12 protein-coding genes are annotated in these 12,598 nt (G+C 62.0%); 10 read left to right on the top strand and 2 right to left on the bottom strand.

From position 1 onward, the window contains the following. The first annotated feature begins 53 nt into the window (after positions 1-53). The 8 genes from ntrC to V5B44_RS23730 all read left to right on the top strand — a co-directional run bounded on the left by ntrC (position 54) and on the right by V5B44_RS23730 (position 7,225). Positions 54-1,484 (top strand): nitrogen regulation protein NR(I), encoded by a 1,431-nt coding sequence (gene ntrC, locus V5B44_RS23765; RefSeq protein ID WP_332361500.1) that lies wholly within the window; start codon positions 54-56, stop codon positions 1,482-1,484. Positions 1,485-1,522: 38 nt separating this feature from the next. Then, the gene (locus V5B44_RS23760) at positions 1,523-2,329 is read left to right on the top strand and encodes a biotin--[acetyl-CoA-carboxylase] ligase (protein ID WP_332361498.1); all 807 of its coding nucleotides are present in this window, start codon (positions 1,523-1,525) and stop codon (positions 2,327-2,329) included. Continuing rightward, the gene (locus tag V5B44_RS23755; protein WP_291911350.1) at positions 2,326-3,045 is read left to right on the top strand and encodes a type III pantothenate kinase; all 720 of its coding nucleotides are present in this window, start codon (positions 2,326-2,328) and stop codon (positions 3,043-3,045) included. The genes V5B44_RS23760 and V5B44_RS23755 overlap by 4 nt, the downstream gene beginning before the upstream one ends. A 36-nt stretch (positions 3,046-3,081) precedes the next feature. Then, positions 3,082-3,486 (top strand): DUF350 domain-containing protein, encoded by a 405-nt coding sequence (locus V5B44_RS23750; RefSeq protein WP_332361495.1) that lies wholly within the window; start codon positions 3,082-3,084, stop codon positions 3,484-3,486. A gap of 66 nt (positions 3,487-3,552) precedes the next feature. Continuing rightward, on the top strand, positions 3,553-4,563 hold the full coding sequence (locus tag V5B44_RS23745; protein ID WP_291911356.1) for an SPFH domain-containing protein: 1,011 nt from the start codon (positions 3,553-3,555) through the stop codon (positions 4,561-4,563). Between the two features lie 38 nt (positions 4,564-4,601). After that, positions 4,602-6,521, top strand: coding sequence for a DUF4178 domain-containing protein (locus V5B44_RS23740; RefSeq protein ID WP_332361492.1), 1,920 nt, complete (start codon positions 4,602-4,604; stop codon positions 6,519-6,521). A gap of 1 nt (position 6,522) precedes the next feature. After that, positions 6,523-6,669 carry a hypothetical protein gene (locus V5B44_RS23735; RefSeq protein WP_291911362.1) on the top strand — a complete coding sequence of 49 codons (147 nt, stop codon included), beginning with the start codon at positions 6,523-6,525 and terminating at the stop codon, positions 6,667-6,669. A 127-nt stretch (positions 6,670-6,796) separates the two neighbouring features. Further along, positions 6,797-7,225, top strand: a complete 429-nt coding sequence (locus V5B44_RS23730) for a hypothetical protein (RefSeq protein ID WP_332361490.1) — start codon at positions 6,797-6,799, stop codon at positions 7,223-7,225. 16 nt (positions 7,226-7,241) lie between these two features. Here V5B44_RS23730 and V5B44_RS23725 read toward each other — a convergent pair whose 3' ends face one another. Together V5B44_RS23725 and ubiB are read right to left on the bottom strand one after the other, a co-directional pair. Further along, a complete protein-coding gene (locus V5B44_RS23725; RefSeq protein ID WP_291911366.1) occupies positions 7,242-8,369 on the bottom strand; it encodes a beta-ketoacyl-ACP synthase III in 1,128 nt (375 codons plus the stop codon). Positions 8,370-8,388: 19 nt separating this feature from the next. Further along, the gene (gene ubiB / locus V5B44_RS23720; RefSeq protein ID WP_291911367.1) at positions 8,389-9,921 is read right to left on the bottom strand and encodes a ubiquinone biosynthesis regulatory protein kinase UbiB; all 1,533 of its coding nucleotides are present in this window, start codon (positions 9,919-9,921) and stop codon (positions 8,389-8,391) included. A 139-nt stretch (positions 9,922-10,060) separates the two neighbouring features. Here ubiB and argS point away from each other — a divergent pair, with 139 nt between their 5' ends. Then, a complete protein-coding gene (gene argS, locus V5B44_RS23715; protein WP_291911370.1) occupies positions 10,061-11,833 on the top strand; it encodes an arginine--tRNA ligase in 1,773 nt (590 codons plus the stop codon). Between the two features lie 32 nt (positions 11,834-11,865). Continuing rightward, entirely contained in the window at positions 11,866-12,588 is a 723-nt protein-coding gene (locus V5B44_RS23710; RefSeq protein ID WP_291911373.1) for an SPOR domain-containing protein, read from the top strand. Positions 12,589-12,598 lie beyond the last annotated feature (10 nt).

Below are 12,598 nucleotides of genomic sequence, written 5' to 3'. Positions count from 1 at the left end.
TGCTATTACCTGATGACACTTCGATGACAATAGCCAAGCTTCCTGAGGAATCAATGAAACCGGTCTGGATCGTTGACGACGACAAATCAATCCGTTGGGTACTCGAGAAGACCCTTGCCCGCGAAAAGATTCCCTTCCGCAGCTTTGCGTCGGCCACCGAAGCGCTGGCACAGCTTGACCTGGGCGCGGAAACGCCCCAGGTACTGGTTTCCGACATCCGCATGCCCGGTCAGTCCGGACTGGAATTGCTGCAGGTCTCCAAGGATCGCTTTCCCGCGCTACCGGTGATCATCATGACCGCCTACTCCGATCTGGAGAGCGCCGTGTCGGCGTTTCAGGGCGGCGCTTTCGAGTATCTGCCCAAGCCTTTCGACGTCGATCAGGCTCTGGAACTGATTCGGCGGGCGATTGGCGAAAGCATGCACCGCGATGGTGCGCCAAACGAAGTGGGCTTGACGCCGGAGATTCTCGGTCAGGCGCCGGCGATGCAGGAGGTGTTCCGAGCCATTGGTCGCCTGAGCCAGTCGAGTGCCACTGTCTTGATTACCGGCGAATCAGGATCCGGCAAGGAACTGGTCGCGCGCGCCGTACACCGCCACAGCCCGCGTGCAGACAAACCGTTCATCGCCATCAACACCGCGGCCATCCCTCGCGACCTGCTGGAGTCCGAGTTGTTTGGCCACGAACGTGGCGCCTTTACAGGAGCTGCGACGCAGCGACAGGGACGGTTCGAACAGGCCGAAGGCGGGACACTATTCCTCGATGAAATCGGTGATATGCCGGCAGAGCTGCAGACGAGGCTACTGCGCGTGCTATCGGACGGTCACTATTACCGGGTCGGTGGCCACTCACCCCTGCGGACCAAGGTTCGCATCATTGCTGCAACGCACCAGGATCTTGAGGCGAGGGTCAGCCAGGGGCTCTTTCGCGAGGATCTCTTCCACCGCCTGAACGTGATCCGCGTGCGACTGCCAAGCCTGCGGGAAAGACGCGAGGATATTCCAATCCTCGCACGCCATTTTCTGCAGAAGAGCGCGCAGGAACTCGGGGTCGAGGGCAAGCGCTTCTCCGAAGCAGCCCTCAGGCATCTGTGCTCCCTTGATTTTTCGGGCAACGTCCGCCAGCTCGAAAATCTTTGCCACTGGCTGACCGTCATGGCGCCGGGGCAACTGGTCGAGCTGGGCGACCTCCCGCCGGAACTACGTGAAGCAACTGTCGCGGTGCAGGCCAACGACTGGGAAGGTGCGCTGGCGCAGGAGGTCGACCGACTGTTGCTGGGCGACCCTGGCAAGGTGCATGAGAAGTTGACACACGCCTTTGAGCGGGTGCTGATCAACCGTGCGCTGACTCATACGGGCGGGCGCAGAATCGAGGCAGCACAGGCACTGGGCATCGGTCGCAACACAATCACCCGCAAGATTCAGGAACTCGGGCTCGACAGCAACAGCGCGATCGAAGATCGGCAAGGTTCACTGCCGCGATAATCGGCGATAATGGGAGCGTTGTTTCTGCTGACGAACCCATGAACCAGTCTCTCCGCCCTTGCCAGATCGATCCGCTGCGCATGGATTCCCTGCTCGGCCGCGCGCGCGGCCGCTTCACGCTCGAGGCCTTGGCCGAATGTGGCTCAACCAGCACCCTGCTGGCCGAACGCGCCCGACAGGGTGCTCCAACCGGTTTGTTGCTGGTTGCCGACCGGCAGACAGCCGGACGCGGCCGACGCGGCCGCAGTTGGCTGTCCTCTCCGGAAACCGGTCTCACTTTTTCCGTTCTCTGGCGCTTCGCGGGGAAGGTTTCGCGACTCGCGGGACTATCGCTGGCTGTCGGCATCGCGGTCGCACGCGCTCTGGAGGGCAGCGGCGTGCGCGGCGTTGGCCTGAAGTGGCCGAATGACATCCTGCTCGAAGGCGACAAGCTCGGCGGCATACTGGTTGAACTGGAATCCGAGCCCGGCGTCATGCGGGCAGTGATCGGCATCGGTCTCAACCTGCAACTACCACCGGCGGGCGAGGAAGCGTTCCTGCACCGTCCGGCAGCCTTGGCGCAGGCGCTGTCACCCCTGCCAGATCGTCATCAGATCCTGGCGCAGGTGCTGATTGATCTGACAGAGGTTCTCGACCGCTTTGCCGAGGGCGGCTTCAGAGTGCTGCGCAGCGAATGGCAGGCGCATCATTCCTGGCAGGATCGTCAGGTGCGCCTGGTCGATGGCAACCGCCTTGATCGCGAAGGCATCTGCCTCGGGGCTGATGAGGATGGCGCCCTGCTGCTGCGCACCTCGGCCGGGATCGAACGCTGCCTGTCCGGCGACCTGTCGCTGCGGGTGGCATGATCATCGCCATCGACGCGGGCAACAGCCGCATCAAGTGGGGTGTTCATGACGGCCGCAAATGGCTCGACAGCGGGGTGCTCGCAACTGCCGACGTCGCCTGGCTGGGAGAGGCCGCTGACGAGTGGCCGCTGCCGGCACGCGTCGTGGTCTGCAACGTCGCGGGTAGCGACGTTTCGACGAGCATCTCGACGCTCCTCGCCAGGCGTCAGGTCAAGGTCTCGTTCCTGCACGCAAGTGCCGAAGCCTGTGGCGTTCGAAGTAGCTACGAACTGCCGGGGCAACTTGGTGCCGACCGCTGGGCGGCGCTGATCGGCGCTCGCACCCTCCTCGACAGCGCGTGCCTGGTAGTCTGCGCCGGAACCGCGACCACCGTGGATCTGCTCGATGCGACAGGGTTGTTTCGCGGTGGTCTGATCCTGCCCGGTTTCGACCTGATGCGTGCGGCGCTGGCGCGCAACACCGCACAGTTGCCGCTTGCCGACGGCGTTTTTCGTGCCGAGCCGCGCAACACGATGGATGCCATCGTCAGCGGCTGCCTGCAGGCCCAACTGGGGGCGGTCGACCGGATGTTTTCTTCCATCGCAGCCGAGCCAGGTGCCCGCTGCCTGCTCACCGGTGGAGCGGCCGAGCGACTTGCGGCGCACTTGAACATCCCCTTCCAGTTGGCGGACAATTTGATCCTAAGCGGCTTGGTACGCTATGCGGACTCGCTTTGAACCGCTGTCCAACCGCCGGCAAACAGGAGAATTCTCATGCCCAGCCACCTGTTGACGATGCTACCCGCCTTTCTGGCCTATTTCGCCGTGGCGATCGTCCTGCTCGCGCTTTTCCTCCTGGTCTACCTCAATGTCACCCCCTATCATGAGGTAGCCCTGATACGGGCAGGCAACAGTGCTGCTGCAGTCAGCCTGTCAGGTGCGCTGCTGGGTTTCGCCATGCCGGTTGCCAATGTGATTGCCCATAGCGACACCCTGATCGATCTCGCTGCCTGGGGGGTGATCGCCGGCGTCATCCAGATTCTGGCTTACCTGGTGACCCGCTTCACGTTGCCACAACTGACCCAGGATATCCCGTCGGGCCGGATTGCACCGGCGATCTTTCTGGCCATCGTTTCGCTCACTGTCGGCCTGATCAACGCTGCCTGCATGACTTACTGAGTACCCATCCTCCGGCACCGGTCAGGTCCGGCGCCGGTCGCCAACGCTTGCTTTCAGGAGATCGCCATGGCCCTAATGGACTTCATCAAGAAACAGTTTATCGATGTCATTCAGTGGACTGAAGAAGGCGACGGTATGCTTGCCATGCGCTATCCGATGCGGGACTTCGAGATCCAGTATGGTGCGCAGCTGACGGTGCGGGAATCGCAAATGGCGGTCTTCGTCGATGAAGGTCAGATCGCCGACGTCTTCGGTCCCGGACTGTACACGCTGACGACCCGGACACTGCCCCTGCTGACCAACCTCAAGAACTGGGACAAACTCTTCCAGTCCCCCTTCAAGTCGGACGTCTATTTCTTTTCGACCCGACTGCAGCTCGACTGCAAGTGGGGAACGCCAAATCCCATCACTATTCGCGACAAGGACTTCGGCATGGTCCGCATGCGGGCCTTCGGCATCTACTCGTACAAGCTCACCGATGCCCGCCGGTTCCACAGCGAGATTTCAGGTACGCGCGAGCAATACACGGTTGCCGACCTCGACGGCCAGCTGCGGAACCTGGTCATCAGCTCGATGACCGACCTCTTCGGTGAATCAGGCGTCCCGTTCATCGACATGGCCGCCAACCAGGACGAACTCGGCAAGGCACTCAAGGGCAAGCTCGAACCGGTGTTCGACCGCTATGGCCTGGCGCTCGACAGCTTCGTCGTGCAGAACGTCTCGCTGCCGGAAGAACTGCAGAAGATCCTCGACACCCGCATCGGCATGAACATGATCGGTGACCTTGGGCGCTACACGCAGTACCAGGTGGCCACCAGTATTCCGCTGGCAGCGCAGAATGAAGGCGGGATTGCCGGCATCGGTGCTGGCCTCGGCGCCGGCATGGGCATCGGCCAGGCCATGACCGCGGCGATGGCGCAGACCACGCCGGCGGCGGCGGCACCGATGGCCGCGCCCGCCGCTGCCGATGAGGTCGTGGCGACGCTGGAGAAGCTGCACGCTCTCGTCGCCAAGGGCATCCTGTCGCAGGCCGAATTCGACGCCAAGAAAGCCGACTTGCTGGGCAAGCTGGTTTGATCGCCCGCTAGCCCATCCTTTCAGCAAGCTTCCTCCAGGTGAAGCGAGCCAGTTGCCCATCCTGCGGTGCGCCGGTCACCTTCCGGTCGGTGACCTCGATCTATGTCGTCTGCGAATTCTGTCGGAGCACGCTGCTGCGCAGTGGCGAAGACCTGCAGAACCTCGGTCGCATGGCCGAACTGCTGGAAGACAGATCGCTGATCCAGATCGGTAGCGAGGGCTGCTACCGCAACCGGCACTTCCTGGTCATCGGCCGCATCCAGTTGAGATACGAAGCCGGCATCTGGAACGAGTGGCACATTCTGTTCGACGATGCGCGGACCGCGTGGCTGGCCGAAGCGGGCGGCGAGCTAGTGGTCAGTGCGCAGGTGGCGGTCAGCGACCCGCTGCCAGCATTCGAGACACTGCAACCCGAGATGTCGGTCAGCCTCGACGGCCGCGTTTTCACGGTCACCAATCTCGCAACGGCCCGCTGCATCTCTGGCCAGGGGGAGCTGCCGTTCAGGGTCGCCGCAGGCTACGACGTGAATACCGCCGACCTGCGCGGCAACGATCGCTTCCTGACGCTTGACTACAGTGAAACACCGCCTCTGGTCTTCGTCGGCCAGGCGGTCGCGTTTTCCGATCTGAAGCTGGAAAAGCTGAAGGAACTTGGTGAACCGGCTGCCGGCGGTGCGCCACAGGTCGGCGCGCGCGCCTTCAATTGTCCGCATTGCGCGGCGCCGTTGAAGATTCATTCTGCCGCCATCGAGAGCGTCGCCTGCGATGGTTGCGGCTCGATCATCGGCGTCGAGAATGAGAATGTCAAACTGCTGGCCAGGGCAGCGCAGGCGCTGCGCGAAGTGCCGTGGCTACCCCTCGGCAGCCACGGCACGCTGCATGGCATCGACTGGGAAGTGATCGGCTTCATGCGCCGCAGCACCACTTCGGAGGGCACGCAGTACCCGTGGTCGGAATACCTGTTGTTCAACGTGCAGCAGGGTTTTGCCTGGCTGATTGAATATCAGGGACACTGGAACTTCGCGCGCACACTGTCCAGTCCACCGCCGGTCAGCCGCGGGCAGGCGAAGTTCAAACGCGACGGTCAAGAGTTCAAGCTCTTCAACACGGGCAAGGCGGAAGTGACTTACGTCGTCGGCGAGTTCTACTGGCGCGTGGTCGTCGGTGAGACTTGTGCGGTCGACGACTACGTCTGCCCGCCCCTGATGCTGTCACGCGAAGTAACCGACAAGGAAGCAGGCTGGTCGCAGGCCGAGTACCTTGAACCTGCGGAGCTTTGCGCCGCGTTCAGGATCCAGGCGCCGCCACCGAAGCGAATCGGGGTCTATGCCAACCAGCCCAATCCGCTGGCTGAGAGGCATCGTCGTGTCTGCCGCCTGTTCTGGCAGTTGGCATTGGCGGCGACCGTCGTGCAACTGGCCTTTGCCTTCCTTTTTGCGTCGCAACTGGTGCTCAGGCAGCGGCTCGTTCTCTCGCCACTGAATGATGAGGCCACTCTGACCAGTCAGGAGTTCGTCCTCAACAGCCGCGCGCGGGCGCTGCTGGTTCGCCATGGGACAAGTCTGGTCAATAACTGGGTGTCGCTCAGCACGACACTGGTCGAGAAAACCACCGGTGAGTCCTACCTTGGCGTTCAGGAAGTCAGCCATTATAAAGGCATCGACGAGGGCGAGAGCTGGTCGGAAGGATCGCCCTCTGAAGAGATGGTCTTCAAGGCGGTACCGCCAGGCAACTACTACCTCGTCATCGAGTACGAACTCGGGACGGACAATGCGGAAGCCGTTGTGGACACGCTTGAGGTGGTGCGCAACCCGACGGGCTGGTCAAACTTCCTGCTGCTGTTGATTTTCCTGGCGGTCTTCCCGCTGGTCTCGCGTTGGCGGAGGAATGCCTTCGAAGCACGGCGCTGGAGCGAGAGCGATCTCGGCGGCGGCCAGGACGACGGAGAGGCGGACTGAGATGATCAAGGCGAACTGGATCGCCGGCCTGCTTGCGCTGGCGGTTTTCGTCAACGCCCAGTATCAGGGCTGGAGTCTCTTTGAACACGCGGCCAGCGCCCAGGCCTCCCGCGTTGCCGGAAGTGGCGGTCGCACCTTCCACAAGTAGTGACAAGGCGTTCTCACGGTCCTTGCGCTGAAAACGCAGCCGAAGGTGGTACGATCGTGGACACGCAGGGAGATGAACCCGCCGGTTGCGGCCATGCCGCGGAAACATTGAACAAGGAGAATGACCCATGTCCCTTTTGCTCAAGCGAATGTCAATCCTCGCCGCCATTGGCGGCCTGCTCGCAGTAAGCGGCTGCGACTCCAACTCGTACTACGGTGACAATTCCTACGGCGATCGCTCCTACGATGGCTACCGTTCATCCAGTCGCGATTCGGCTTATGATCGGGGATATCGCGACGGCGAGCGCTCAAGCTTCAGCCAGCACGATAGATCGCGAGACTACGAAAATGGCTATGAGCGTGGCCAGCGTGAAGCCAGGCAAAATGAAGCCAGGCGGGAGGCGAGGGAACGTGAGCGAAACCGCGATCGTGACCGCGACGAGTATCGCCAGTCCCGAGAGCAGCGGCCGCCGAGAGTGTACCCCTCGCCCGGTGATTACCGCCAACCGGGTGAGCCCAAGCCCGCCCCGGGAACATTTGGCATAAACGACGGGTGAGCGCAGCCAGCACCCATCACGACGCCTTCCTGACGACCAGGCTGCCAATCGAATAGCCGGCACCAAAGGAACAGATCACGCCGAGATCACCGGCTGCGAGGTCTGCGCTGTGGCGATGGAAGGCGATGATCGAGCCGGCCGACGCCGTGTTGGCAAACTCATCTAGAATCACCGGCGCTTCATCGGCAGTGGCTTCACGGCCGAGCAGGCGACGACCGATCAGCTGGTTCATCGCCAGGTTGGCCTGATGCAGCCAGAAACGCCGGACCTGCACCGGGGTCAGATCGAGGCTGGCGAGATGTCTGGTGATATGCTCGGCAGCCATCGGACACACTTCCTTGAATACGCGACGGCCTTCCTGGACAAACAACTGATCACGGTCAGTCGGGTCGCGGTCTTCACAGCGGGAGAGAAAGCCGGCGTTGTTGCGGATGTTGTTGGAAAAACTGGTTGCCAGCTTGCTCCCAAGCACTTCCCAGGCATTGTGTGAAAGTGCCGTTTCCAGCCTCTCGACGACGAGCGCTGTGCACACGTCGCCAAAAATGAAGTGGCAGTCGCGATCCTGCCAGGCGAGATGCGCCGAGCAGATTTCCGGGTTGACCACCAGCACCGTGCGCGCCGTATCGCAGCGCACCGCATTGACGGCCAGTTCGAGCGCAAAGGTGGCCGACGAGCAGGCGACATTCATGTCGAAACCATAGCCTTGGCTAATCCCCAGCGCTCGCTGGATCTCGATGGCCATCGCCGGGTAGGGGCGTTGCATGTTGGAAGCGGCACAGATCACCGCATCCACGTCACTCGCCGCCCTGCCGGCAGCAGCCAGCGCCTCGCCGCCTGCAGCAACCGCCATCTCGGCCTGTAGCGACAGTTGCTCATTGGTCCGCGGCGTGAACTTCGGACGCAGGCGTTGCGGATCAATGACCCCGGCCTTGTCCATCACGTATCGGCGGGTGATGCCGGAAGCCTTTTCAATGAACTCGACACTCGATCCCTCGAGCGCGGCGATCTCGCCGGCTGCGATGCTTGTCGCGTTGGCTTCGTTGAACTGGCCGACGAAGGCATTGTAGGAGGCCACCAGTTCTTCGTTGCTGATGATGTGCGGGGCGGTGAAGAGGCCGCTGGCACTGATCACGACGCGATTCATGCAGATTCTCCGGTAGTTTTCATAGATACTGGCTGGCCAGCAGTGCGGCGAGCAGCAGCGCGATGACCCCCAGCAAGCGCCGCTGCTGACGTTGCGTGCGCGCGAGCTCGGCCAGCAACGGCGCGAGATCCGGCGCTTTCGGTTGCGCCAGTGCCTGATAGACTAGTCGCGGCAGCTGCGGCAAGGTGCGCGCCCAGTAGGGCGCTTCCTGCTGCACACCGCGGTGGAAAGCACGGCGACCGAGTTGCTCACTCATCCAGCGCTCGAGGAAAGGTTTTGCCGTCTTCCACAGGTCGAGATTGGGGTCAAGCTGCCGACCAAGACCCTCGATGTTGAGCAGGGTCTTCTGCAGCATCACCAATTGCGGCTGGATCTCGACGTTGAACCGCCGCGACGTCTGGAACAGGCGCAGCAAGACACGGCCGAAGGAGATTTCGTGCAGTGGCCGGTCGAAAATCGGTTCGCAGACGGCGCGGATGGCGGCCTCGAACTCATCGGCACGAGTGTCGGGCGGCGCCCAACCAGCTTCGATGTGAGCCGTCGCCACCCGCTTGTAGTCGCGCTGGAAGAAGGCCAGGAAGTTCTGCGCCAGGTAGTTCTTGTCGTTGTCCGTCAATGTCCCGACGATGCCGAAGTCAAGCGCAATATAGCTGCCGTGATGGGCTGGATCAGTGGCGATGAAGATGTTGCCGGGGTGCATGTCGGCGTGGAAGAAACCATCACGAAAGACCTGCGTGAAAAAGATCTCGACACCTGCCCGCGACAACGCCGGCAGATCGATGCCGGCCGCGACCAGCGCTTCCGTCTGACTGATCGGAATGCCACGCATACGCTCCATGACCATGACCGTCGTCGTGCACTGATCCCAATACACTTCAGGTACCTGAAGCAGCGTCGAACCGCTGAAATTGCGTCGCAACTGCGAGCAGTTGGCGGCTTCGCGCATCAGATCAAGTTCGTCGTAGAGATACTTGGCGAACTCGCCGACCACCTCGCGCGGCTTGAGCCGCTTGCCATCCGACCAGACCTTCTCCAGCAGGCTGGCCAACGTATCAAGGAGGGCCAGATCGTTGGCGATCACGTCGTGCATTTCGGGGCGCAGCACCTTGACCGCCACTTCGTGGCCACCGTCTTCCGGCCGCAGGCGAGCGAAATGGACCTGAGCAATCGAGGCACTGGCAACCGGCGTCGCGTCGAACTCGGCAAACACTTCACTGGCGGGCCTGCCATAGGCCGTCTCGATCTGCCTCAGCGCGAGTTCGGATGAAAACGGCGGCACGCGATCCTGCAGCTTGGCCAACTCGTCCGCGATGTCGGTGCGCAGAAGATCACGCCGGGTGGACAGCACCTGGCCGAACTTGACGAAGATCGGTCCCAGCGATTCCAGTGCCTGGCGCAGGCGAACCGCCGACGGGGTGTCAAAGCGTCGCCAGAAGTGAAAAGCCCGCGACAACGCCGCCAGGCGACCGCTTGGCTCGTGCTCGAGAATCATTTCGTCGAGGCCGTAGCGGCTCGCAATACTCAGGATTTTGGCGAGGCGAAAAAGTCGCACGGCGGATGGCAGGATGATGGTCGGCAAAGAAGCGAGTTTACACAGAAACGCCCTTCATCGCTCCGCATCGTTCGCCCGACCTGTGATCGGGCATCGTATAATCGACCGCTTGACCCCATTCTCCAGCAGAAACATCGCGATGAGTCCAGATCTCAAGCTCCACCTTGCCGAACTGATGCGTGCCGCACTGCTCAGTGTGGCGCCAACCGAGTCCGACAGCGCGATACACATCGAGCGACCGAAGCAGGCCTCGCACGGTGATTTCGCCTGTAACCTGGCCATGCAGCTGGCGCGATCGTTGAAGCGCAACCCGCGGCAACTGGCACAGTTGCTGATCTCGGAGCTGCCGTATTCGTCCCTGATCGACAAGGCAGAAGTCGCCGGCGCCGGATTCATCAACTTTTTCGTCTCACCTGCAGCCAAGCTCGAGGTACTGCACGGCATCCTCGCACAGGGCCGGGCGTTCGGCCGCTCGACGACCGGCGGCAAGCGCAAGGTCCTGGTCGAGTTCGTTTCGGCCAACCCAACTGGACCGCTACATGTCGGCCATGGTCGCGGGGCCGCCTATGGCGACAGTCTGTGCAAGCTGCTCGCCTTCGCCGGCTGGGACGTGACCAGCGAATACTATGTCAACGACGCTGGCCGCCAGATGGATATCCTGGCCGTCTCGACCTGGTTGCGTTATCTGGAACTGCGCGGCCAGGCAGGCGAAGCCCTGACCTTCCCGCCGAACGCCTATCAGGGCGACTATGTACGCGAGATGGCGCGACAGCTGCTGGCAGCCCATGCTGACCGATACCTGCGTCCGCTGGCCGGCGTCCTCGCGAACACCCCCGGCCTGCCCGACCCGGCACGCACGGACGCCGAGGCGGCGCAACAGCGCGAGGCCCACCTCGATGCGCTGATCGCCAACACCAGGCACCTGCTCGGTGAGGACTGGAAGTACGTGCACGATTTCGTGCTCACCGAGCAACTCGCGGACTGCCGCAGCGATCTTGAAGACTCCGGCGTACATTTCGACGTCTGGTTTTCCGAGCAATCGCTGTTTGCCACCGGCTTGGTGGCGCGTTGCGTCGAGCGACTGGAAAAAGCCGGTCACCTCTATGTTCAGGACGGTGCCCGCTGGTTCAGATCAACGGCTTTTGGCGACGAGAAGGATCGTGTCGTGCAGCGTGACAACGGTCTTTACACCTACTTCGCATCGGATATCGCCTATCACCTCAACAAGTACGAACGTGGCTTCCAGCGCATCATCAACGTCTGGGGCGCTGACCATCACGGCTATATTCCACGCGTCAAGGGTGCCATCAGCGCGCTGGGACTCGACCCCGAAGCGCTCGAGGTGGCGCTGGTACAGTTTGCCGTGCTCTATCGCTCCGGCTGGAAGGCCCAGATGTCGACGCGTTCGGGTGACTTCGTCACCCTGCGCACCCTGCGTGAGGATGTCGGCAACGACGCCTGCCGCTTCTTCTATGTCCTGCGCAAGTCCGATCAGCACCTCGATTTCGACCTGGATCTGGCCAAGAGCCAGTCGAACGACAACCCGGTCTACTACATTCAGTACGCGCATGCCCGCATCTGCTCGCTACTAGCCCTATGGGGGGGTGAGCGCGAAATACTCGCCAGCTTGGACCTTGCCCGGCTCGATGGCCCCCACGAATTGGCGTTGGCGGCAAGGCTCGGCGAATTCCCGGAGGTCGTCGAAGCAGCCGCGGCCGAGTTGGCACCGCACCTGATTGCTTTCTATCTGCGGGATCTGGCCGCCGAATTCCATACCTACTACAATGCCGAACGCATTCTGGTTGATGATCCGGCGCTCAAGGAGGCGCGCGTGGCGCTGGCGGCTGCCGTCAACCAGGTAATTCGTAACGGAATGACGATCCTGGGCGTCGCTTGCCCGGAATCGATGTGACCAGAGAACAGAGAACTTCCATGAGTCGTGACATGAAACCCCGCAAGACGCCGCCCGCCAGGAAGTCGGGTGGAGGCACGCTGCTCGGCCTGTTCATTGGCCTGGTGATCGGCGTCATCGCCGTGGCCGGTGTCGTGTGGTACATCAACAAGGCGCCGCTGCCGTTCACCACAACCGGACAACAGCCCAAGCTGTCACCGCCCATTGCCACCAAACCAGTTGCGCCGACCGCACCCGAAGTACCGCCGGTCGCTTCGGCGCCTGTAGCGCTACCCGGCAAGCCGGGTGACCCGGTTCCCGAAAAGCCGCGCTTCGACTTCTACAAGATCTTGCCAGGCAATGCCGAGGCGATTCCCGATCCCAAACCGGAGGAAGCCAAGCCCGTGGTCAGCAAACCCGGCGAGACGAAGGCAATCACAACGGCACCCGGCGAAGCGAAGCCGGCTGACGCCAAACCGGTCGAGAGCAAGGCAGTGGCAAGCAAGCCCACTGAGGGCAAGGTCGACAAGGACAATACCCTCAAGGAACCGATCTATCTGCAGGCGGGCTCGTTCGCGAGTGCAAGTGAGGCTGACAACCAGAAAGCGCGGTTGGCGTTACTCGGCGCAGAGGCACGAATTCAGCAGGTGATGCTGCAAGACAAGGTCTGGTATCGCGTTCGGATCGGGCCCTACCACAAGATGGACGACGTCACTCACCTGCGTGCGGATCTCGCGCGACAGGGCATCGAGGCCAACGTGGTTCGTAAAGACTAAGAAAGGAAGA

It is taken from the genome of Candidatus Accumulibacter necessarius (assembly GCF_036625085.1).
Note: the sequence above shows the minus strand (reverse complement) of the source record. Positions and strands in the feature narration are given on the sequence as shown.